We start from the raw sequence: 22983 nt of genomic DNA, 5'->3' as shown, positions 1-22983 counted from the left end.
TGCCTGTGAGACAGGCCACAAAGCCGGACCATGTGGCGGTAAAAGCAGAGAAATACGCCGCAAACGGCACGTCCGTGCCCATGCCCGAACGCTCGCGCGGCGAGTGCTGTAAGGAGCGCGGCGACTGCCCCGTCATGGATGGGAACCGGAACGGGAACCCTGATCGGGGCGGCGCGCTCACTTGCCGCCTCACTCGTCGGCGATGGCCGCGTTCGTGTAGACCTCTTGCACGTCGTCCAGATTTTCCAGCGCGTCGAGCAGCTTTTGCATCTTGACGGCGTCGTCGCCGGTGAATTCGACTTCCGTTTGCGGCTTCATCGTCACTTCCCCGACTTCCGCCTTGAAGCCGGCTGCTTCGAGCGCGGCCTTGACCTTCGGGAAATCATTCGGCGGGCAGACCACTTCGATGCTGCCGTCTTCATTCGTGACGACGTCGTCGGCGCCTGCTTCGAGGGCGGCTTCCATCAGCTTGTCTTCCGGCGTGCCGGGCGCGAACAGGAACTGGCCGACGTGATCGAACATGAACGACACCGAGCCGTCCGTGCCCATGTTGCCGCCGAACTTCGAGAACGCGTGGCGCACTTCCGCGACGGTGCGGGTGCGGTTGTCGGTCATCGTGTCGACGATGATGGCTGCACCGCCGATGCCGTAGCCTTCGTAGCGGATTTCCTCGTAGTTCGCGCCATCGACGCCGCCGACGCCGCGCTGGATCGCGCGGTTGATGTTGTCTTTCGGCATGTTGGCGTCGTACGCCTTGTCGACGGCGAGCCGCAGGCGCGGGTTCGAGTCGATGTCGCCGCCGCCCATCCGGGCAGCGACCTGGATTTCCTTGATGAGCCGCGTCCAGACCTTGCCCTTCTTGGCATCGGCCGCTGCTTTCTTATGCTTGATGTTGGCCCATTTCGAATGACCCGCCATACCTTTCTCCGTCGCGCGCGCCAGCGGGGCGCACGCATTGTGCAAATTGTCGTTGCGTTTGCCGGGCGGTGCGGATGTGCGCTCGCGCCCTGATGTCAGTCTGGTCGCACCCTGGAATGCTGTGGCTTGCGCGCCTGTTCGGCGGTGACGTGTCGGGAAGGACGCTGTGTGAGCGTCGAATGATCGACGGAATCGGCCATCGCAATGCCGGTGGTGGGTGTGCCGCCCGTTCGGTGGGCAGACCGAGATTTTATCATGGGAGGGGGTGGCCGCAGGGGCCACGGGTTTGGTTTTCGGTTTTGGGTTTTTGGTTTTTGTCTGCGACGCTGGGGCGGTGTTTTTGCTTTTGCGCTGGCATCCGCGGTTTGCTTCTGGTTTGCAAGCGTTGCCCCTGTGCGGGGCGGCACCTACTTTTCTTTGCCGCCGTGTACAGACTGGAGACATGGTTGACACATGTACAGGGACATCGCTGACACATGATGGTCAGGGTTTTACTGTCTTCAGGTCAAGTTTTGCGACTCGCTGATGGGCAAACCAGAGCTCGATCACTCCGTCTTCGTTTTCGCTCGGGCGGGCTGCCACCTGCAGCCCCTTGAGCGCAATCGAGAGCTTCACTTTCTCGCCTCGCACGCGCACCACGCCGCTTGCATTGACCTGTAGCACTTCATCGCCGCAACCGTATTCGGGCTCGGGCAGCCGCTCCGGCATCCTGCGCAGGCTGCACGCGTAGCGGGTGACCGGCACCGCCATGTCCAGTGCCTCATGCGGACGCTCGGTGTTGTACACCTGCCGCCAGCGATCCAGTACCTGCTGCACGTGCGCGTGCGTGGTGAACGTGTGCCGCTCCAGCACTTCGGCCTTCAGCGAGCGGTGAAACCGTTCATCCTTGCCATTGGTCTGCGGGTGATACGGGCGGCTATAGCTCACCTGGATGCCCAGCCGGATCAGCCAGACCGCGAGCTCGGTGAGCTGCCCCGGCGCACTGGGCGAGCCCCACGGCGCGCCGTTGTCGGTGTTGATGCGCGATGGCAGCCCGTAGCAGCGAAACGCCCGCTCAAGCTCTGCCTGCACGATCCCGGTGGTGGTGCGCGCGCAGGCGCTCAGCACGATGTTGTAGCGCGAGTGGTCATCGATGACCGTCAGCGGCGCGCAGCGCCCGCTCTCCAGCGTCGGGAAGTCGCCCTTGAAGTCCATCTGCCACAACGAGTTCGGATGCTCGTGCTCGAAGCGTTGCCAGTGCTGGCGCTGGCGGGACGCCTGCTCGTCAATGAGCCCGTGGCGTCGCAGGATCTCGGTGATGGTGGCGGGCGCGGGAACCTCAATCTGGCCCAGATCGCGCAGGCGCCGTGCGATCTTGCGTCCGCCCCAGCCATGCTCGCGGCGCAGGTCCAGCACCAGTGCCTCGATGTGCTCCGGTGAGCGTGTGGGGCTGTGATGCGGGCGCCGGGAGCGGTCGGCCAGCCCCTTGCTACCCTCAGACTTGTGGCGGGCGAGCCACTTGTAGCCGGTCTGGCGGGTGATCTTGAATTTACGGCATAGCTCGCTGAACGGGAGCGCCTGTGTGGCGGCCTCGCAGACGAAGTCTTCGCGACGATTCATGGTGTCTTTTACATCCCAGGGCATGGTTGGAATCCGGGCGTTTGATTACCCGAAAGTGTCAGTCATGTCCCTGTACACCTGTCAGCGATGTCTCCAGTCTGTACACCGCCGCAAAGAAAAGTAGGCAAAAGAAAGCGGCTCACACCGCCAACCCGTGTTCTTATCCACGGGCCCCCAACGTCCCCACGCCTCACACGGCAGCGCCCTGGTTAGTGCTCGTTGCCAACGCTTCGAACAGACGCCTCACCCGCTTCAGACACCCAAACACGGGCCAGCGGCAGCGAATGGCATGTGCCGCCCAGGTGGCAAACTGTGTGTAGGTTGTCGCACCACGCAGGTTAGCGCGCTTACCAGAAACACCAATCTTGCTACCCAGTCCGGAGTGATGCGCATAAGGCGCGAAAGCCTACATACAGTTTGCCACCTGGGCGGCGGCGGACTGTCTGGCACGGTGTGCCGCGACGCGGGAGTGTGAAGCGGGTGAGGCGGGCGGAGAGAACGTTGGCAACGAGCGCGGACTGGCACGTTGCCGTGTGAAGCGTAAGAACCTTTGGGGGCCCTCAGGCAGGAACAAGGATTGGCGGTGTGAGCCGCTTTCTTTTGCCTACTTTTCTTTGCGGCGGCAAAGAAAAGTAGGTGCCGCCCCGCACAGGGGCAACGCTTGCGAACCAATAACATCACGCGGATGCCAGCGCAAAGGCAAAAACACAAAGCCCACTCCGCAACCCCAACCCCAGCCCGAAGGGAAAAAAAGCGATCAGTTCTTCGTCCCGAACAACCGATCCCCAGCATCCCCAAGCCCAGGAATAATGTAAGCATGCTCATTGAGATGCGAATCAAGAGAAGCAACGAACAGCTTCACATCCGGATGCGCATCCTGAAACACCTGCACGCCCTCAGGCGCAGCAACGAGCGCGAGAAACGAAATATTCTCACCCGCGACCCCGCGCCGCTTCAGCACGTCGATAGCATGCACAGCCGAATAACCGGTAGCGACCATCGGATCGCAAAGAATAAAGATGCGATCCTCGAGATCCGGCAACCGCACCAGATACTCGACAGGGCGATGGTCGTCATCGCGATACACCCCAATATGCCCGACCCGCGCCGACGGAATCAGCTCGAGCAGTCCATCCGACATGCCAACGCCCGCGCGCAGCACGGGCACGATCGCAAGCTTCTTGCCAGCGATCACAGGCGCGTCGATATCGACGAGCGGCGTGCTCACGCGGCGGGTCGTCATCGGCAGGTTGCGGGTGATTTCATAGCCCATCAGCAGCGTGATCTCGCGCAGCAGTTCGCGGAACGTCCGCGTGGACGTGTCGCGGTCGCGCATGTGCGACAGCTTGTGCTGGATCAGCGGGTGATCGAGGATGAAAAGATTGGGAAAACGGCTGTCCTGAGTCATGACGGGGGCGCCTCGCGGCGAAGTTGAGCTGGCTGACGATGGATTGGCGCGGCGCACGCGCCCTCGCGACGGACGGCGGCGCGCGGCTGCGCCATGGCTGCGAGTTTACCGGAAGGGCGGCGTAAAGAGACGGATGCTGATGAAAGGTATATCAGCGACGTCCGGCAGCGCCGCGTCGATTCTTCTAGAATCGGGGGACAGTTGGCCGACCACCCGAGCGCAACGCGCAGGCATGTCCCGCTCGTTGCGCGCACGACAACAGGAAAAATACACATGGATCTGGGCATCGCAGGAAAGACCGCGCTGGTGTGCGCGGCAAGCAAGGGACTCGGGCGCGGCTGCGCCGAGGCGCTGGCGGCCGAAGGCGTGAACGTGACGATCGTCGCGCGCACGGCTGAAACGCTCGAAGCCACGGCCGCTGCGATCCGCGCGAAGACGGGTGTCGACGTCAAGGCGGTGGCCTGCGACATCACCACGCCCGAAGGCCGCGCTGCGGCGCTCGCCGCGTGTCCGCAGCCGGACATCCTCGTCAACAATGCGGGCGGGCCGCCGCCCGGCGACTTCCGCAACTTCACGCACGACGACTGGATCCGCGCACTCGAAGCGAACATGCTCACGCCGATCGAACTGATCCGCGCAACCATCGACGGCATGATCTCGCGCGGTTTCGGACGCGTGGTGAATATCACGAGTTCGTCGGTGAAGGCGCCGATCGACGTGCTCGGTCTGTCGAACGGCGCGCGCTCGGGGCTGACGGGTTTCGTCGCGGGCGTCGCGCGCAAGGTCGCGCCGGACGGCGTGACGATCAACAACCTGCTGCCCGGCCTGTTCGATACGGACCGCATCGCCGTGACGTTCGAGGCATCGGCGAAATCGCAGAACATCTCCGTCGACGAAGCGCGCAAGCAGCGCATGGCGACGATTCCCGCACGCCGCTTCGGCACGCCCGACGAATTCGGCCGTGCCTGCGCGTTCCTGTGCAGCGTGCACGCGGGCTATATCACCGGGCAGAACTGGCTGATCGACGGCGGCTCGTACCCCGGCACCTATTGATGCATGGCCCTTCGCAGCACACCGCGAACACGATAACGACAACACAAGAGGAGCAACGACATGACAACACGCGTCGCGCTGATCGCGCACGACCATAAGAAGGATGACATCGTCAGGCTGGCGGGTGAATACGTCGACACGCTGTCGCGCTGCGACCTGATCGCGACGGGCACGACGGGTTCGCGCATCAGTGATGCGCATGGTCTGAAAGTCGAGCGGATGCTGTCCGGCCCGCACGGCGGCGACCTGCAGATCGGCGCGCAACTGGCCGAGGGCAACGTCGATATGGTGATTTTCCTGCGCGATCCGATGACGCCGCAGCCGCACGAACCCGACATCAACGCGCTAGTGCGCGCCTGCGATGTCCACAACGTGCCGTGCGCGACGAACATTTCGACGGCACGGATGATCCTCGACGTGCTGACGCTGCGTCTTACGCATCAGGTCTGACGGCGTCGTCCGTTGCCATTCACGCAATCCATCAGCGCGAACCTCGCGCGAAGCAAGCACGAACGAATCTGGAGATGACATGACCAAGGCAATTCGATTCGACAAGACAGGTGGCCCGGAAGTGATGAAGTGGGTCGACGTCGAAGTGGGCGAGCCGGGTAACGGCGAGATCCTTATCAAGCAGCACGCCGTCGGCCTGAACTACATCGACGTGTATTTCCGCACGGGGCTGTATCCGCTGCCGTTGCCGGGCGGTCTCGGGATGGAGGCGGCGGGCGAGGTGATCGCCGTCGGCCCCGGCGTGACGGACCTGAAGGCGGGTGACCGTGTTGCGTACGTCGCGCGGCCGCCGGGCGCATACGCGCAAGAGCGCGTGCTGCCCGCGGCGCAGGTGGTGAAACTGCCTGATGCAATCGACTACGAACAAGCCGCTTCCGTGATGCTGCAAGGGCTGACCGCGCAATATCTGCTGCGCCGCACGTATCCCGTGAAGCAGGGCGACACGATCCTGATCCAGGCGGCCGCGGGCGGTGTCGGTCTGCTCGTGTGCCAGTGGGCGAAGGCGCTGGGCGCGACGGTGATCGGAACGGTCGGTTCCGACGAGAAAGCGGAGATCGCGAAGGCGCACGGCTGCGACCATCCCATCGTCTATACGCGCGAAAACTTCACGAAGCGCGTGCGCGAGATCACGAACGGCGCCGGCGTGCCCGTCGTGTACGACTCGATCGGCAAGGACACGTTTACAGCCTCGCTCGACTGCCTCGCACCGCTCGGCATGTTCGTGAGCTTCGGCAATGCGTCGGGCCCGTTGCCGCCGATTGATTCCTCGGAGTTCGCCGGGCGCGGCTCGCTGTTCTTCACGCGGCCGACGCTCTTCACCTATATGGGCAAGCGCAGCGACTACGATGCGATGGCCGCCGAACTGTTCGACGTGATCACATCGGGCAAGGTGAAGACGAGCATCAATCAGCGCTATGCGCTCGCCGACGTGGGTAAGGCGCATGCGGATCTGGAAGCGCGCAGGACGACGGGGTCGACGGTTCTGGTGCCGTAACCGTCGCAATTGACGGGGCGCGTCGCTCGTCGGCGCGCGTTCGATGTAACGGAAAAGTAAGAGGCCCGCCAGACGCAGGCCTCTTACTCTCTGACGAGTTGGCTGTCCCAAAGACCTAGATCGATTGCTCGCTGGAGCATCGATACGGTTAGTGGTTCTTTCTCGATCTTGAGTGTCTTCTTCCGGAAGCGACGTTTGAGCAAGAAGAACAGGTCGTATCCTTCCTCGTCAAAATACCTCTGAAATATAAAATCCCCGTTTTTGATGTTGAACCGCGTGACGAACGCTTCGATCAAGTCCGCTGCGTCGTCGCCCGTTATATGCAAGTCATCTTCGAGACGGTCTGCTGGATTCACCTTGTCGGTGGCATGCAATCCGACTTGTTCTCGAAGAAATTCTTCAAGCTCAACCGAAACTGCCGACTGTGGCGTCATTGACATGGAAATTTTGAACCTGTCGAAGGTATGGCGTACAACCCACGCTTGGAGCCGACGCCCAAGCGAGTGGTGTTCTGCCGAGCGTTGACGCGCAAAACGAAAGAGCTCGCGCAACGGCGGGCCTTTAGCCTCACTCATCGAGACGTTGGCTATCCCATACACCCAGATCGATTGAGCGTTGAAGCATCGCGATCGTTAGCGGTTCCTTGCGATATTTCTTTATGCCCATTGTTTTATGCAGCCAACGGGTGATAAAGCAGAGAGGGCCGCTAATCCCTTCCATGTCGAAGTATCGCTGAAGAACAAAATCACCGGGTTGGACGTGGAATCGTTTGCCGAACTCGTGCATGAAGTCGTCAGCATCGTCACCACTTACACCATAGTCATCTTCGAGTTGATCCGCCGGATTGATCGATTTTTCTGCGGGCAGCCGAACTTGCTTTCGTATGAACGCCTCGAGTTCAGCCGAAACTTCCTGTTGTCGCGTCATTGATTTGATCCTCCGGTTCCGCGAGCCGGTTGTAGTGGGCGATGCTCGTTATTGTGATTCTGGCGACATCGAAGGCCGTGATAGACCAGCCGGTGAACGGGACCCATCGGCCGACAAAAACGCCAAGGTTGTTACCCATTCTGAAGCGCAAACTCGTCAACGACTGGTTCGTTAGTGTCGGCAAAATGGCTCGCTTGAAATCGTAGTCGAGAAGCGTGCGGGAAATCCTCGATGCAATCGATGTTCCCTTCGTTGCGCCGCCGAACTTGCCGCGCGTCGAGAGCCACGGCTGGCCAATCAGCACGGCAATAACCGCCGCGATGTCTTTCACATCGAGCGTTTCGCACGTTTCCTCAACAAATATGCAGAAGAGCAGCCCGTGCGAGGAGAGATTGTCCAACTGGCCATATCTGTACACGCCATGTTGAGTCGCGTGTTCGGCGATGAGATATTCGTAGTCGTTCATGTCTATCCTCACGCTCTACGAAGCTCGATTTGCCTTCACATCAATAAGCCCCGTCACCACTCCCTGACTTCCGCCCAGCGCATTCTGCGGCTTGTATTCCTGTTTCATCCGCGCAAAGGACAGCGCGACGTGTTCCATCGCCAGCATGCCCGTCGAAAATGGTTCGACCTGGTTAACGATCACGTCGTACATGCTTATCCTCAGATAGTCGTGAGGCACGCCGCCCGCCTTGCGCTGGATCAGTACGACCTCTGGAATATGCTTGCCCTGAAAGCAATACGAAGCAAGATTCGGCGATGCGCGATCTATGCGATGGGTGAACATGAGGTCGTGCACGGACGCCTTCGCAGCCCCGCCACCGGAGCCCGAGTGCATGGTCGCCTGTTGAGTGATTTTCCATTGCCATGACACCGCTTCAATGGCGTCTGGATACGTTGCGTCTTGCGACTCACCGTTGATGCCCTTCACCACAACGAAGATATCTTCAAACATATTTCTTCCTTTGTGTGGGTCCGGTCTGGGTGCCTCAATCGGCTGAAACATCAGTTTCAGCAGTGACAACATATCGCGGGCATTTTTGTCGCGTGTGGCAATTCGTAAAGAGTCGACACCCGCACCGCTATCCCAGGCGTCCCCGCGTTTACACCTTTTTTACACTCACCCACCCACCTTTGACCTGTCCTTTACGTCGATCGGCATAACGTTGCGACCATCCATCGCCAAACAAATGGAGAACATCAAATGGATGTGCTGTACGTCGGGGGCATCGCGCTTTTTGCTGCGCTGACCTTTGGGTTGATCGCCGGATGCGAGAAGTTGACGCGCTACGGCCGTGGTCAGGGAGCGCGCTCGTGAACTGGATCCTCTGGCTATCAGGCGCGGCAACCGCGCTGCTGTTCGTTTATCTCGTGTATGCGCTGCTGCGCGCGGAGGACATTGAATGAACCTCAACAATGTCTTGCAGCCGGCGCTGTTCATCGTCGTGCTGCTCGCTGCCGCCGTACCCGTCTCGCGCTATCTGTCGCGCGTGATGGACGGCAGCTCGCGCGTCGTCAAACTGGGCGGACCCGTCGAGCGTCTGCTGTACCGTCTCGCGGGCGTCGATCCTGAGCAGGAAATGGGCTGGAAGCACTACGCGATCGCCACGCTCGCGTTCAACCTGCTCGGCGTCGCGTTCCTTTACGTGCTGCTGCGCGTGCAGGGCCTGTTGCCCGGCAATCCGCAGCAGTTCAGCGCGATGACCGTCGACGGCGCATTCAACACGGCCATCAGCTTCGTCACCAACACGAACTGGCAGGATTACTCCGGCGAACAGGCCGTCAGCTATCTGACGCAGATGCTGGGCATGACAGTGCAGAACTTCCTGTCGTCCGCGACGGGCATCGTCGTCGTGATTGCGCTGGTGCGTGGCTTCGCGCGCCACACGGCGAAGACCATCGGCAACTTCTGGGTAGACGTCACGCGCGTGACGCTCTACGTGCTGCTACCGATGTCGATGCTCATCGCGGCTGTTTTCATGAGCCAGGGTGTGATCCAGAACTTCAAGGCATACGAAGACGTGCCGACGCTGCAGACCACCACGTACTCCGCGCCGAAGACGGATGCCCAGGGCAACCCGGTGAAGGACGCGAAGGGCAACCCCGTGATGGTCGATACGCCCGTCAAGACGCAGACCATCGCGATGGGCCCCGTTGCCACGCAGGAAGCGATCAAGATGCTCGGCACGAACGGCGGCGGCTTCTTCAACGGCAACTCCGCGCATCCGTACGAGAACCCGACGCCGTTCTCGAACTTCGTGCAGATCTTCTCGATCCTGATCATCCCTGCCGCGCTGTGTCTCGTGTTCGGCCGCATGATCGGCGACCGCCGGCAAGGCGTGGCCGTCCTCGCGGTGATGACGATCGCCTTCGCCGTGTGCGTCGCGGGCGAGATCGGCGCGGAGCAAAGCGGCAATCCGCTCTTCACGTCGCTGCATGTCGATCAGTCGGCGACCGCGCTGCAGCCGGGCGGCAACATGGAAGGCAAGGAAACGCGCTTCGGCATTGCGCAGTCGGGCATCTTCACGGTCGCGACGACGGCGGCTTCATGCGGCGCCGTGGCCAACACCCACGACTCGCTGACGCCGCTCGGCGGCCTCGTGCCGATGCTCCTGATGCAACTCGGCGAAGTGATCTTCGGCGGCGTGGGTTCGGGTCTGTACGGGATGCTGGTGTTCGCGTTGCTCGCGGTGTTCGTCGCGGGGCTGATGATCGGCCGCACGCCTGAATACGTCGGCAAGAAGATCGAAGCGTACGAGATGAAGATGGTGTCGATCGTCGTGCTGCTCACGCCGCTGCTCGTGCTCGTCGCGACGTCGATTGCCGTGCTCACCGATGCGGGCAAGGCGGGCATCCTGAATCCGGGCGCGCATGGCTTCTCCGAAATCCTGTACGCGTTCAGCTCGGCGGCGAACAACAACGGCAGCGCGTTCGCGGGCCTCACGGTGAGCACGCCGTTCTACAACTGGCTGACGGCGGTGGCGATGTGGTTCGGCCGCTTCGGCACCATCGTCCCGGTGCTCGCGATCGCCGGCTCGCTTGCCGCGAAGAAGCGCATCGCGGTGACGGGTGGCACGCTGCCGACACATGGACCGCTGTTCGTCGTGCTGCTGCTCGGCACGGTGCTGCTGGTCGGTGCGCTCACGTATGTGCCCGCGCTCGCGCTCGGCCCCGGCGTCGAACATCTGATGATGATCGCGGGCCATTGATACGCCACGCGAAGAAAAACGGCGAAGCAATTAGAGGAAGAAATGACTGACCATTCCGCTACCCGGTCCATGTTCGATCCGGCGCTCGTGCGCCCGGCGATCGTGGACTCGTTCAAGAAACTCAAGCCGCACACGCAGTTCCGCAATCCGGTGATGTTCTGCGTGTACGTCGGCAGCATCCTGACGACGATCCTCTGGATCGCCGCGCTGCTGGGCCAGGCCGAGGCGCCCGCGGGCTTCATTCTCGCGGTCGCGCTGTGGCTGTGGTTCACGGTGCTGTTCGCGAACTTCGCCGAAGCGCTCGCCGAAGGGCGCTCGAAAGCGCAGGCGGCCTCGCTGCGCAGCGCGAAGAAAGACGTGATGGCGAAGAAGCTCAACGAGCCGCATCCGAAGTCGCCCATCCGCATCATGACGGCTTCCGATCTGCGCCGCGGCGACGTCGTGCTGGTCGAAACGGGCGACGTGATTCCCGCCGACGGTGAAGTGATCGAAGGCGTGGCGTCCGTCGATGAGTCGGCCATCACGGGTGAATCCGCGCCTGTTATCCGCGAGTCGGGCGGCGACTTCTCGTCGGTGACGGGCGGCACGCGCGTGCTGTCGGACTGGATCGTCGTGAAGGTGACGGCCAATCCGGGCGAGGCATTCCTCGACCGCATGATCGCGATGGTCGAAGGCGCGAAGCGTCAGAAGACGCCGAACGAAATCGCGCTGACCATTCTGCTCGTCGCGCTGACCATCGTGCTGCTGCTCGCCACTGCGACGCTGCTGCCGTTCTCGATGTTCTCTGTCGAAGCCGCGAAGGCGGGGCACGTCGTGACGATCACCGCGCTCGTCGCGCTGCTCGTGTGTCTGATTCCGACGACGATCGGCGGCCTGTTGTCGGCGATCGGCGTGGCGGGCATGAGCCGCATGATGCAGGCGAACGTGATCGCGACCTCGGGCCGCGCCGTCGAAGCCGCGGGCGACGTCGACGTGCTGCTGCTCGACAAGACGGGCACGATCACGCTCGGCAACCGCCAGGCATCGGCGTTCGTCCCCGTCGCGGGCATCGCGGAAGAAACGCTTGCGGATGCGGCGCAACTGTCGTCGCTGTCGGATGAAACGCCTGAAGGCCGCAGCATCGTCGTGCTGGCGAAGCAGCGCTTCAACATCCGTCAGCGCGACATGGCGACGCTGCATCCCGTCTTCATCCCGTTCAGTGCGCAGACGCGCATGAGCGGTGTCGATCTGCAAGACCGCGAAATCCGCAAGGGTGCCGCCGACGCGGTGAAGCACTACGTCGAAGCGCATGGCGGCCACTTCCCGTCCGAAGTGACGGCTGCCGTCTCGGAAGTCGCGCGGCGAGGCAGCACGCCGCTGGTGGTGGCGGAGAAGGGCACGGGCATTGCGCGCGTGCTCGGCGTGATCGAGCTGAAGGACGTAGTGAAGGGCGGCATCAAGGAGCGCTTTGCCGAGCTGCGCAAGATGGGCATCAAGACCGTGATGGTGACGGGCGACAACCGCCTGACGGCGGCGGCGATTGCAGCCGAAGCGGGCGTCGACGACTTCCTTGCCGAGGCCACGCCGGAAACGAAGCTCGCGACGATCCGCGCGCACCAGGCGGAAGGGCGGCTGGTCGCGATGACGGGCGACGGTACCAACGATGCGCCGGCGCTTGCGCAGGCCGACGTCGCAGTGGCGATGAACACGGGCACGCAGGCCGCGAAGGAAGCGGGCAACATGGTCGATCTCGATTCGAATCCGACCAAGCTGATCGAGATCGTCGAGATCGGCAAGCAGATGCTGATGACGCGCGGTTCGTTGACGACGTTTTCGATTGCCAATGACGTCGCCAAGTACTTCGCGATCATTCCTGCAGCGTTCGCGACCACGTATCCGCAGCTGCGCGTGCTCGACGTGATGCATCTGAGTTCGCCGTCGTCGGCGATTTTGTCGGCGGTGATCTTCAATGCGCTGATCATCGTGGCGTTGATCCCGCTCGCGCTGAAGGGCGTGACATATCGTCCGCTCGGCGCCGCATCGCTGTTGCGTCGTAATTTGCTGGTGTATGGGTTGGGCGGGATTCTGCTGCCGTTCCCGTTCATCAAGCTGATCGACATGGTGCTGGCCGCGTGTGGTTGGGTTTGATGGCTGTGCGACGCACGTCTATCGACAGATAAAAGGAATCTGAATCATGAAATCGCTTTTTCGCCCGATGGTGGTGATCTTTGCCGTGCTGACGGCTGTGACCGGGCTTGCGTATCCTGCCGTGATGACGGCGTTTGGCCAGGCTGTCTTTCACGATCAGGCCAATGGCAGCATGATCGAGAAGGACGGCAAGGTGGTTGGCTCGCGGCTGATCGGGCAGCAGTTCGATGCGCCGCAGTACTTCTGGGGGCGTCTGTCGGCGACGGCGCCGATGCCGTACAACGCGCAGGGTTCGAGCGGCTCGAATCTCGGGCCGATTAATCCGGCTCTCGCCGATGAGGTTAAGGGACGTCTCGACGCGTTGAAGGCTGCTGGACATATGCCTGCTGATACGGCTGTTCCCGTTGATCTCGTGACTTCTTCGGGTAGTGGGCTTGATCCGGAGATTTCGCCTGCGGCGGCGGCTTTTCAGGTTGAGCGGGTTGCCGCTGTGCGGAAGATGAATCCCAATGATGTGGCTGCGCTGGTTGATCGGTATACGCACGGGCGGCAGTTCGGGCTGTTTGGCGAGGCGCGGGTGAATGTGCTCGAGTTGAATCTTGCGTTGGATGACGCGCAGCGTACGTAAGGTGTTGTGACCGTTTCACGGGGCGGGCGATTTGGTGATGGCGTAGCCCCGGGGTTTTTTGGGTTTTTTTCTGTCTGCGACGCTGGGTGTGGTTTGCTTGTGTTGTCGCTGGCATCCGCGTGATGTTATTGGTTCGCCAGCGTTGCCCCTGTGCGGGGCGGCACCTACTTTTCTTTGCCGCCGCAAAGAAAAGTAGGGGCGGTTTCAAATGTGAAGCGCAACACAATGCCTAGTGAACGGAATTATCAGGTTGAGAAGCAAGTGCAAGCATGGTGGCGAAGACTTCGAACGGCGAGTGGAAAGCGTGTGTGGCACGTGGCCGGCTGTTGAGGCTGTCAGCGATGCCATCAAGGTCGTCCTGGCTGTAGACCGAGAGATCTGTGCCCTTGGGCAGATACTGGCGTAGCAGACCATTGGTGTTCTCGCACGTGCCACGCTGCCAGGGGCTGTGAGGGTCGCAGAAATAGACCTTCACACCGGTCGCGGCAGCGAGCTCCTGGTGGCACGCCATTTCCTTGCCCTGGTCGTACGTGAAGCTCTGTCGTAGCGGCGCAGCGATGGAATTCAGTTTGGCAGAGAAGCCCGCGAGTGCCGAGGCAGCAGTCGCATCGTCCATCCGGGCAAGCAGCACAAAGCGGCTGGAGCGTTCGACCAGCACGCCCACGGAAGAGGCATTGTTTGCGCCCTTGATGAAGTCGCCTTCCCAGTGGCCCGGCATCACGCGGTCGTCCACCTCGGGCGGGCGCACGTGAATGCTGACCATATCGGGAATCTGGCCGCGCCGGTCTGTGCCTCGACTTCGCGGCATGCGATCGCTGCGATGGTGGCGCAGACAGGCGATGAGCTGGCGACGCAGTTCCCCATACGGACGGGCGTAGATAGCCGTGTAGATGGTCTCGTGCGAGACCCGCTGGGACGAATCATTCGGGTGCATACGTTTGAGCGTACCTGATATCTGCTGAGGCGACCATTTCCAGTCCAGCAGCGTGAGGACGATGCGCCATGTAACACCCTGCGGATCGAGCTTGGCGGGGCGCCGGCCAGCCACACGTCGCGCCACGCTTAACGCCTGGGCCGGCACCGAAGCATAGCGGTCAGGCCCGCAGTTGCGAGCCAGTTCGCGACTCACCGTTGCAGGTGAGCGCCCAAGCATACGGGCCATGGCCCGTATGCTTGAACCCTGCAGATGCTGGCTGGCAATCGTCAGCCGCTCTTCAGGCTGGAGTTGTTGGTATCGTTTTTCCATAGCAACACCTTATATGAGGCGGGGTGTTGCACTTCAAACTTGAGAACTCGAGGCAAAAGAAAGCGGCTCACACCGCCAGCCCGTGTGTTTATCCACGGGCCCCCAACGTCCCGATCCTTCACGCGGCAGTGCCCTGGTTGGCGCGCGTTGCCAGCGCTTCGAACAGATGCCTCACCCGCTTCAATCACCCGCACAGGAGCCAGCGGCAGCGAATGGTCTGTGCCGCCCAGGTGGCAAACGGTGTGTAGGTTGTCGCACCGTACAGGTTAGCGCTCCTACAGGGTGGGGCGCATGCGCTATCGGTCCGGAGTGAGGCGTGTGTGGCGCTACGGCCTACACACAGTTTGCCACCTGGGCGGCGGGTGACTATCTGGCACGGCGTGTTGAGACGCTGGCACATGAAGCGGGTGAGGCGTACAGAGAGAACGTTGGCAACGACCGCGAACAGGAAAGTTGCCGTGTGAAGTGTAAGAACCTTTGGGGGCCCTCAGGCAAATACAAGAACTGGCGGTGTGAGCCGCTTTCTTTTGCCTACTTTTCTTTGCGGCGGCAAAGAAAAGTAGGTGCCGCCCCGCACAGGGGCAACGCTAGCGAACCAATAACATCTAGCGGATGCCAGCGAAAACACAAGTAAACCACACCCAGCGTCGCAGCCAACCCACAAGTAGGTGCCGCCCCGCACAGGGGCAACGCTTGAAGCACCAATAACATCTAGCGGATGCCAGCGAAAACACAAGCAAACCACACCCAGCGTCGCAGACAGAAAAAAACCATGTCACCATACCCGCACGGAAGTGCAAAACCCCCAAACCCAACACCATGCCCCGCCCCGACCCCGACGAGCTACTCGACAAACTCCAGCGCGAAGAAGAAAAACGCCAACGCGGCAAGCTGAAGGTATTTTTCGGCGCATCCGCCGGCGTCGGCAAAACCTATGCAATGCTGCAAGCAGCACGCCGCCGAAAAGAAGAAAACATCGACGTAGTCGTAGGAATCGCGGAAACCCATGGTCGCAGCGAAACAGCAGCACTGCTCAAAGACCTCGACGTGTTGCCGCTCGCCCGCATCGAATACCGCGGCCGCCTGCTAGGCGAATTCGACCTCGACGCCGCGCTCGAACGCAAACCGCAGCTGATACTCGTCGACGAACTCGCCCACTCGAACGTACAAGGCGCACGCCACGCCAAACGCTGGCAGGACGTCTACGAACTGCTCGATGCCGGCATCGATGTCTACACGACCGTCAACGTCCAGCACCTCGAAAGCCTCAACGACGTCGTCGGCCAGATCACCGGTATCCGCGTCTGGGAGACCGTCCCCGACCGCGTGTTCGACCGCGCCGACGAAGTGACGCTCGTCGACCTGCCCGCCGAAGAACTGCTCGATCGTATGCGCGACGGCAAGGTCTATATGCCGCAGCAGGCCGAGCGCGCCGTGCGCAACTTCTTCCGCAAAGGCAATCTGATCGCGCTGCGCGAACTGGCGCTGCGCCGTACGGCCGACCGCGTCGATGCGCAGATGCGCGAGTACCGCGCCGACCGTTCGATCCAGCGCATCTGGCAGGCGCGCGAACGGCTCCTCGTGTGCGTCGGGCCCGGCCCGGAGGCGCCGCTGCTGGTGCGCGCCGCCGCGCGTCTCGCGGCGAGCCTGAAGGCGGACTGGATCGCCGTCTATGTCGAAACGCCCAGGCTGCAACGGCTCTCCGATGCACGCCGCGAACGCACGCTCGACGCGCTCAAGCTCGCCGCCGAACTCGGCGCGGAAACGGCGACGCTTGCGGGCGCCGATGCCGTCTCGACCTTGATCGGCTACGCTCGCGTGCGCAACGTGTCGAAGCTGATTGCGGGCGGCTCGTCCGCCACGGGTCTCGCGCGCTGGTTGCGTCGCCCGTTCGGCGAGCGCCTCGCGGAACGCGCAAGCGACCTCGATCTCACGCTGATCCGTGCGAGCAACGACGAAGCAGGAACGACCCGCGAGCGGCGCGCTGACGAAGAAGGGCGCGCGTGGCGCGACGCGCTGGTCGCCGCCCGCGACCGCCGTTCGCCGCCGCGCAGCTATGCATGGGCGGTCGCGATCTGCGCGGGCGTGACGCTGATCGCGAGTCAACTGATCGACCGGATCGATCTCGCGAACCTCGTGATGCTGTATCTGCTCGGCGTGATCTTCACGGCCGTCAGGCTGGGACGCGGGCCGGGCGTGATGCTGTCGTTCCTCTCCGTCGCCGCGTTCGACTTCTTCTTCGTGCCGCCGCGCATGTCGTTGTCGGTGTCCGACACGCAGTACCTGCTGACCTTCCTCGGCATGCTGCTCACGTCGCTCGTGATCGGCCATCTGACGTCGAGCCTGCGGCGCGAGGCAAGCGTCGCGCGCAGGCGCGAGCAGCGCACGGGCGCCATGTACGCGATGGCGCGCGAGCTGGCGGCGGCGCTGACGACGGAGCAGATCGTCGGCATCGGCAGCCGTCATGTGAGCGAGGTGTTCCGTGCGCGCGTCGCAGTGCTGTTGCCAGACAGCGCGGATCAGGTGAAGCAGAAGGTCGACGATCCCGACGAGACCATCATGCTCGATGCGGCGACCCTCGATGTCGATGTCGGCCAATGGGTGTACGACCAGCAGAAGCCGGCAGGGCACGGCACCGACACGCTGCCCGCCGCGAAGGCGCTCTACCTGCCGCTGCGCGCGCCGATGCGCACGCGTGGCGTGCTGGCCGTCGCCATGCAGGACGAGCGCGAGCTCGACGTGCCCGAGCAGCAGCGCATGCTCGACGCGTTCGCCGCGCAAATCGCGCTCGCGCTGGAACGCGTCCATTACGTCGATATCGCGCGCGATGCGCTCGTGAACATGGAGTCCGAGCGGCTGCGCAACTCGCTGCTGTCCGCGATTTCGCACGATCTGCGCACGCCGCTCACGGCGATCGTCGGGTTTTCGTCGATGCTCGCCGGCCAGCCGCGCGAGGCCGGCAACGCGGCGCAAGGCGAACTCGTCGATGCGATCCACGAAGAAGCGCTGCGCATGACGGGCATCGTCACGAATCTGCTCGACATGGCGCGTCTGCAGGCGGGTAGCCTGAAGCTGAACCGGCAATGGTCGCTGCTCGAAGAGACGGTCGGCTCGGCGCTGCGCGACTGCCGGCGCGTGCTCGCGCGTCATCCCGTGCAGGTATCGCTGCCCGCCGATCTGCCGCTGCTGCAGCTCGATGCCGTGCTGCTCGAGCGGCTCTTTGCGAACCTGTTCGAGAACGCGGCGAAGTACGTGCCGCCCGACACGCCACTGACAATCGGCGCGCAGCGCATCGACGAGAACGGCAAGCCGTTCGTGCGCGTGACCGTGGACGACACCGGACCGGGCTTGCCGCCCGGGATGGAAGCGCGCATCTTCGAGAAATTCACGCGCGGCGAAAAGGAATCGGCGAAACCGGGCATCGGCCTCGGCCTCGCGATCTGCCGCGCGATCGCCGAAGCGCATGGCGGTAGAATCGGCGCGGCCAACCGCGTGGCCGCCGATGGCCGGATCGAAGGCGCGCGCTTCTGGTTCACACTGCCCATCGAAACGCCGCCGCCCGTGCCCGACGTCCTCGACGACGACGCCGCGGGCGAGCCGGACACCGAAGCAGACATTGAAGCGCACGCAGACCCGGACACCGATCCGCCTCATCGACAACAAGCCGACACGCATCCGAATACCCACTCATGAGTGACCTGAGCATCACCGTCGTCCTGATCGAAGACGAACAACAGATCCGCCGCTTCGTGCGGGCATCGCTGGAAGGCGAGGGCATGGTCGTGTACGACGCGCCGACGGGCAAGCAGGGGCTGATCGAAGCCGCGACCCGCAAGCCCGATCTCGTGATCGTCGATCTCGGTCTGCCCGACACCGACGGCCTCGACGTGATCCGCGAACTGCGGGGCTGGAGCGAGTTGCCCGTGATCGTGCTGTCGGCGCGCACGCAGGAGAGCGAGAAGGTGGCCGCGCTGGACGCGGGCGCCGACGACTATCTGACCAAGCCGTTCGGCGTATCCGAACTGCTCGCGCGGATTCGCGCGCATCTGCGCAGGCGCAACCAGGGCGGTGCCAATGAGACGCCGCAGGTGCACTTCGGCGGCGTGACCGTCGATCTGGCGTTGCGCCAGGTGTCGCGCGACGGCGAGCCCGTCCATCTGACGCCGCTCGAATACCGGCTGCTCGCGACGCTCGTGCGTCACGCAGGCCGCGTGCTCACGCACCGGCAGTTGCTGCGCGACGTGTGGGGGCCGTCGCATGTGGAAAGCCATCACTATCTGCGCATCTACATGGCGCATCTGCGGCAGAAGCTGGAACGCGATCCGGCGCAGCCCGAGCATATCGTCACCGAGACGGGCGTCGGCTACCGGCTGGTCGGCGTCGCCTGATACACCGTGACAGGCGCGACACGGCGTCGCGTTATATCGGATCAGGTATGGCAGGGCGGCGAAAAGCGGCCCATCTTGATATAATGAGTCACGGCAAGGACGGCCTTGCTGCATCCGCTTTCAACGGGGACGGCCCCATCATCATTGGGAGTTCGTCTCATGTCCTGGATTCTTCTCTTTGTCGCCGGTCTGCTGGAAGTTGCGTGGGCCGCTGGTCTCAAGACCTCCGAAGGTTTCACCCGTTTCTGGCCATCCGTCTTCACGATTGTGACGGCGCTCGGCAGCTTCGTGCTGCTTGCCATGGCGATGCGCCAGTTGCCGCTCGGCACGGCTTACGCCGTCTGGACGGGCATCGGCGCTGTCGGCGCGTTCATTTTCGGCATCGTAATGATGGGCGAAGCGGTGACGGCGGCGCGCGTCGGCAGCGCGGCGCTGATCGTCGTCGGACTGATCGGGTTGAAGCTCTCGTCCGGGCACTGATCGGCCGCCGGTTGGCTCGTCAAAGCGCGCCATTCGTCTGGAAAATGCCGCAATCGCGCCACAAACCGCCGAGCGGTCGTGCGATCGGCGGATTGACGTGGCTATAATGAGACGGAAATCACCCTGAAATTGCTCCGCGCGGCCTTGATGCGCGGGTCCGGCGGCTTCGGCGGGCGGAGCCACTGGCGCTTCCCACCGTTCCATGGCACAGCCGCCGGAACTGACGGCACGCAATGCGCGCCTCGGAGGCGGCCATGCTTGAACCTCTTTCGCTTGCGGCGGGCCTCTCCTGGGGCAGCGGCTTGCGCCTTTATCTGACCGTGCTGATTGCGGGCGTCTTCGGGCGCGCCGGTTTCATCCATCTTCCCGATACGCTGTCCGTGCTGCAGTCGCCGTGGGTGATCGGTACAGCGGCCATCCTGACCCTCGCCGAATTTCTCGCAGACAAGATTCCCGCGTTCGACTCGCTGTGGGACGCCGTCCACACGTTCATCCGCATTCCGGCGGGCGCCATGCTGGCCGTCGGCGCGCTCGGCCACGCCGATCCGGCGCTGATGACGATCGCCGCGCTGGCAGGCGGCACGCTCGCCGGCGCGTCGCATCTGACCAAGGCGGGCACGCGGGCGCTGATCAATCTGTCGCCGGAGCCGGTGTCCAACGTCGTCACGTCGTCGGCTGAGGACGGGCTCGTGTTCGGCGGGCTGCTGCTTGCGCTGTTCGTGCCCGTGCTGTTTCTCGTACTGCTGGTCGGCTTCCTCGTGCTCGCTAGCTGGGCGCTGCCGCGTCTGTGGCGCGGCGTGCAGGGCGGCTTTCGCGGCATGGCGACGCATATGGTGTCGCGATTCGCGCGGAGCCGTCACGATTGAGCGAAGCCGAACGCGTCACTACCGAGGCTCCGCCCGAGCTTCCGCCTGAGTCCCCAAAACGGCGCGCGACGACGCACCGGTTATCGTTGGGCCATCTGCTGCATCAGTCGCTGCGCATGACGGCGCGCGACTGGCGCGCGGGCGAACTGACGATGCTGCTGCTAGCGCTGGTGCTGGCCGTCGCGGCGCTGTCCAGCGTCGGCTTTCTGGCCGACCGTCTGCATCAAGGTCTCGAGCGCGATGCGAGGCGCATGATCGCCGCGGATTTCATCGTCCGCTCCGACCATCCCGTCGATTCCCAATTCGCCGACAAGGCCAAAGCGCTCGGCCTCGATACGGCGACGACGGCGATCTTCCCGAGCATGGTCAATTCGACGGCTTCGACACCCGTCTCGCGGCTCGCCGCCGTGAAAGCGGTGTCGGCGGGCTATCCGCTGCGCGGCGAGCTGAAGATCGCGCTCACGGCAGGCGGGCCGGACCGCGAAGTGCGCGGTATCCCGCCGCCCGGCGAGGTGTGGGTCGATCAGCAGATGCTCGACGCACTGAAGGCGCGCATCGGCGACAAGGTGAAAGTGGGCGGGCGCGATTTCACGATCGGCGCCTTGATTACGCGCGAGCTGGATCGCGGCTTCGCGTTCGTCAATTTCTCGCCGCGCCTGATGATGCGCGCCGACGATCTCGCGTCGACGGGACTGACGGGCTACGGCAGCCGCGTCACATACCGGCTGCTGGTGGCGGGCGGCGACGAGCCGGTTGCGTCGTTTGCAAAGTGGGCGCATGAGCGTGTCGACAACGGCAAGATGCGCGGCTACGCGCTGGAGTCGCTGCAGGACGGCCAGCCGCAGGTACGCCAGACACTCGACCGCGCGAGCCATTTCCTCACGCTCGTATCGCTGCTGACGGCGCTGCTGGCCGCCGTCGCGATCGCGATGGCCGCGCATCGTTACATGCGGCGGCATCTGGATAGTTGCGCGGCGATGCGCTGCCTCGGCGTGAGTCAGCGCACCCTGCGCGCGCTGTTCCTGTTCGAGTTCGCGGGACTCGGTCTGGTCGGCGGCCTGGCGGGCGTGGTGCTTGGCTTCGGCGGGCATCTCGCGCTGTTCTGGTGGCTCGGCAGCCTGATCGATGTGTCGTTGCCGTATCCGACCGTCTGGCCCGCGCTCGAAGGCATCGCCGCGGGTCTCGTGCTGCTGGTCGGTTTCGCGCTGCCGCCGCTGTTGCCCTTGACGCATGTGCCGCCCGTGCGCGTGCTGCGCCGCGAGTGGGGCGAGGAAGGGCGCACCGCGTGGGCGGCGTACGCGCTCGGCATCGTGCTGTTCGCGGGGCTGCTGATTCTCGCGGCGGGCGAACTGAAGATCGGTGGGATCGTTGCGGGCGGTTTCGCGGGCGGCCTGCTGCTGTTCGCGCTGGTCGCGCGTCTCGCGTTGTGGGGCGCGGCGCGTGTCGTGCGCAGCGAGCGCTTTCATATCGGTATTGGCTGGCGCTATGCGCTGGCGTCGCTGGAGCGGCGCGCCAATTCGAGCGCGCTGCAGATCACCGCGCTCGCGATCGGGCTGATGTGCCTGCTGCTGATCGCGATGACGCGCAACGATCTGATCGAAGGCTGGCAGCGCTCGACGCCGCCCGATGCGCCGAACGAATTCATCATCGACATCCAGCCCGACCAGCGCGATGTCGTCACGAGCTACCTGTCGACGCACGGTTTTCCCGGCGTCGAGCTTGCGCCGATGGTGCGCGGCCGCCTGATCGCGATCAACAGCAAACCTGTCAATCCCGACGACTTCAAGAGCGAGGACGCGCGACGGCTGGTGGATCGCGAGTTCAATCTGTCGTACACGACGCAGTTGCCGGACGACAACCGGATCGTGTCGGGCGAGTGGTACGGCGACACGACCAAACCGCAGATTTCGATCGAGCAGGGCCTCGCGAAGATTCTCAAGGTGAAGGTCGGCGATACGCTGCGCTTCGACGTGACGGGCCTGCAGGTCGACGCGCCCGTGACGAGCGTGCGCAAGCTCGACTGGGGCTCGTTCAAGGTCAACTTCTTCGTCGTGATGCCGCCTGCCGCGCTGAAGGACTATCCTGCGACCTTCATCACGAGCTTCCATGTGCCGCCTGGGCAGCGCGCCGTGATCGACGGGCTGATCGGCCAGTATCCGAATCTCACCGCGATCGATACCGCGCCGATTCTCGCGCAGGTGCAGCGCGTGATCGGCCAGGTGATCGGCGCCGTGCAGTTCCTGTTCGGTTTCACGCTGTTCGCGGGCGTGCTGGTGCTGTACGCCGCGCTCGCGGGCACGCGCGACGAGCGTATGCGAGAATCCGCGCTGCTGCGCGCGCTCGGTGCGTCGCACGCGCAGGTGCGCGCGGTGCAGGTCGCCGAGTTCGTCGTGGTCGGCGCGCTGTCGGGCCTGATGGCGGCGATCGGCTCGCAGCTGATCGGCTTCGTGCTCGCGTCGCGCGTGTTCGACTTTTCGATCAACTTCAACCCGTGGCTCCTGCCCACGGGCATTGCGGCGGGCGTCGTGTGCGCGGCTGTCGGCGGATGGCTCAGCCTGCGTCACGTGCTGATGCGGCCCGCGCTGCAATCGCTGCGCGATGCGTGAAAACGCCGCCACTTCCGAATT

21 protein-coding genes are annotated in these 22983 nt (G+C 63.4%); 13 read left to right on the top strand and 8 right to left on the bottom strand.

Annotated features, from left to right (window positions below; genetic code table 11):
* Positions 1–189: 189 nt before the first annotated feature.
* The 3 genes from PPGU16_RS11545 to upp form a co-directional block, all read right to left on the bottom strand.
* On the bottom strand, positions 190–918 hold the full coding sequence (locus PPGU16_RS11545; protein ID WP_180720103.1) for a YebC/PmpR family DNA-binding transcriptional regulator: 729 nt from the start codon (positions 916–918) through the stop codon (positions 190–192).
* 483 nt (positions 919–1401) lie between these two features.
* A complete protein-coding gene (locus PPGU16_RS11540) occupies positions 1402–2541 on the bottom strand; it encodes an IS481 family transposase (RefSeq protein WP_180720102.1) in 1140 nt (379 codons plus the stop codon).
* A 733-nt stretch (positions 2542–3274) separates the two neighbouring features.
* Positions 3275–3925, bottom strand: a complete 651-nt coding sequence (gene upp / locus PPGU16_RS11535) for a uracil phosphoribosyltransferase (RefSeq protein WP_180720101.1) — start codon at positions 3923–3925, stop codon at positions 3275–3277.
* A 273-nt stretch (positions 3926–4198) separates the two neighbouring features.
* Between upp and PPGU16_RS11530 the strand changes: the two genes are divergently transcribed.
* The 3 genes from PPGU16_RS11530 (at position 4199) to PPGU16_RS11520 (ending at position 6482) form a co-directional block, all read left to right on the top strand.
* Positions 4199–4978 carry an SDR family oxidoreductase gene (locus PPGU16_RS11530; RefSeq protein ID WP_180720100.1) on the top strand — a complete coding sequence of 260 codons (780 nt, stop codon included), beginning with the start codon at positions 4199–4201 and terminating at the stop codon, positions 4976–4978.
* A gap of 60 nt (positions 4979–5038) precedes the next feature.
* Positions 5039–5428: a methylglyoxal synthase gene (locus PPGU16_RS11525; RefSeq protein ID WP_180720099.1), complete on the top strand. Its 390-nt coding sequence runs from the start codon at positions 5039–5041 to the stop codon at positions 5426–5428.
* A 79-nt stretch (positions 5429–5507) separates the two neighbouring features.
* Positions 5508–6482 (top strand): quinone oxidoreductase family protein, encoded by a 975-nt coding sequence (locus PPGU16_RS11520; RefSeq protein ID WP_180720098.1) that lies wholly within the window; start codon positions 5508–5510, stop codon positions 6480–6482.
* An 83-nt stretch (positions 6483–6565) separates the two neighbouring features.
* Here the strand turns inward: PPGU16_RS11520 and PPGU16_RS11515 are convergent, their stop codons facing one another.
* The 4 genes from PPGU16_RS11515 to PPGU16_RS11500 are packed head-to-tail and all read right to left on the bottom strand — an operon-like array spanning position 6566 to position 8367.
* Positions 6566–7057 (bottom strand): DUF1493 family protein, encoded by a 492-nt coding sequence (locus PPGU16_RS11515; RefSeq protein ID WP_243460539.1) that lies wholly within the window; start codon positions 7055–7057, stop codon positions 6566–6568.
* Positions 7050–7409, bottom strand: coding sequence for a DUF1493 family protein (locus PPGU16_RS11510; RefSeq protein WP_180720097.1), 360 nt, complete (start codon positions 7407–7409; stop codon positions 7050–7052). The genes PPGU16_RS11515 and PPGU16_RS11510 overlap by 8 nt, the downstream gene beginning before the upstream one ends.
* Positions 7381–7875, bottom strand: coding sequence for an STM2901 family protein (locus PPGU16_RS11505; RefSeq protein ID WP_180720096.1), 495 nt, complete (start codon positions 7873–7875; stop codon positions 7381–7383). Before PPGU16_RS11505 ends, PPGU16_RS11510 begins: the two co-directional genes overlap by 29 nt.
* Positions 7876–7890: 15 nt before the next feature.
* Positions 7891–8367 carry an Hcp family type VI secretion system effector gene (locus tag PPGU16_RS11500; RefSeq protein WP_180720095.1) on the bottom strand — a complete coding sequence of 159 codons (477 nt, stop codon included), beginning with the start codon at positions 8365–8367 and terminating at the stop codon, positions 7891–7893.
* A 249-nt stretch (positions 8368–8616) separates the two neighbouring features.
* Between PPGU16_RS11500 and PPGU16_RS11495 the strand changes: the two genes are divergently transcribed.
* The 5 genes from PPGU16_RS11495 to kdpC are packed head-to-tail and all read left to right on the top strand — an operon-like array spanning position 8617 to position 13376.
* Positions 8617–8730 carry a hypothetical protein gene (locus PPGU16_RS11495; protein WP_007583456.1) on the top strand — a complete coding sequence of 38 codons (114 nt, stop codon included), beginning with the start codon at positions 8617–8619 and terminating at the stop codon, positions 8728–8730.
* Positions 8727–8819 carry a K(+)-transporting ATPase subunit F gene (gene kdpF / locus PPGU16_RS11490; protein ID WP_011487462.1) on the top strand — a complete coding sequence of 31 codons (93 nt, stop codon included), beginning with the start codon at positions 8727–8729 and terminating at the stop codon, positions 8817–8819. The genes PPGU16_RS11495 and kdpF overlap by 4 nt, the downstream gene beginning before the upstream one ends.
* Positions 8816–10621, top strand: coding sequence for a potassium-transporting ATPase subunit KdpA (kdpA, locus tag PPGU16_RS11485; protein WP_180720094.1), 1806 nt, complete (start codon positions 8816–8818; stop codon positions 10619–10621). Before kdpF ends, kdpA begins: the two co-directional genes overlap by 4 nt.
* A gap of 42 nt (positions 10622–10663) precedes the next feature.
* Complete coding sequence (kdpB, locus tag PPGU16_RS11480; RefSeq protein ID WP_180720093.1) at positions 10664–12748, top strand: potassium-transporting ATPase subunit KdpB; 2085 nt, start codon at positions 10664–10666, stop codon at positions 12746–12748.
* A gap of 46 nt (positions 12749–12794) precedes the next feature.
* Positions 12795–13376 (top strand): potassium-transporting ATPase subunit KdpC, encoded by a 582-nt coding sequence (kdpC, locus tag PPGU16_RS11475; RefSeq protein WP_180720092.1) that lies wholly within the window; start codon positions 12795–12797, stop codon positions 13374–13376.
* A 229-nt stretch (positions 13377–13605) separates the two neighbouring features.
* Here kdpC and PPGU16_RS11470 read toward each other — a convergent pair whose 3' ends face one another.
* Complete coding sequence (locus PPGU16_RS11470; RefSeq protein WP_180720091.1) at positions 13606–14622, bottom strand: IS30 family transposase; 1017 nt, start codon at positions 14620–14622, stop codon at positions 13606–13608.
* A gap of 819 nt (positions 14623–15441) precedes the next feature.
* Here PPGU16_RS11470 and PPGU16_RS11465 point away from each other — a divergent pair.
* The 5 genes from PPGU16_RS11465 to PPGU16_RS11445 all read left to right on the top strand — a co-directional run bounded on the left by PPGU16_RS11465 (position 15442) and on the right by PPGU16_RS11445 (position 22962).
* Positions 15442–18315, top strand: a complete 2874-nt coding sequence (locus tag PPGU16_RS11465; RefSeq protein WP_180720090.1) for a DUF4118 domain-containing protein — start codon at positions 15442–15444, stop codon at positions 18313–18315.
* A complete protein-coding gene (kdpE, locus tag PPGU16_RS11460) occupies positions 18312–19010 on the top strand; it encodes a two-component system response regulator KdpE (protein WP_007583470.1) in 699 nt (232 codons plus the stop codon). Before PPGU16_RS11465 ends, kdpE begins: the two co-directional genes overlap by 4 nt.
* Positions 19011–19169: 159 nt before the next feature.
* Positions 19170–19490 carry a quaternary ammonium compound efflux SMR transporter SugE gene (gene sugE / locus PPGU16_RS11455; protein WP_180720089.1) on the top strand — a complete coding sequence of 107 codons (321 nt, stop codon included), beginning with the start codon at positions 19170–19172 and terminating at the stop codon, positions 19488–19490.
* A 254-nt stretch (positions 19491–19744) separates the two neighbouring features.
* Complete coding sequence (locus PPGU16_RS11450; RefSeq protein ID WP_180720088.1) at positions 19745–20356, top strand: DUF4126 domain-containing protein; 612 nt, start codon at positions 19745–19747, stop codon at positions 20354–20356.
* 116 nt (positions 20357–20472) lie between these two features.
* Positions 20473–22962: an ABC transporter permease gene (locus PPGU16_RS11445; RefSeq protein WP_180722610.1), complete on the top strand. Its 2490-nt coding sequence runs from the start codon at positions 20473–20475 to the stop codon at positions 22960–22962.
* Positions 22963–22983 lie beyond the last annotated feature (21 nt).

The organism is Paraburkholderia largidicola, from assembly GCF_013426895.1.
GTDB lineage: Bacteria > Pseudomonadota > Gammaproteobacteria > Burkholderiales > Burkholderiaceae > Paraburkholderia > Paraburkholderia largidicola.
Note: the sequence above shows the minus strand (reverse complement) of the source record. Positions and strands in the feature narration are given on the sequence as shown.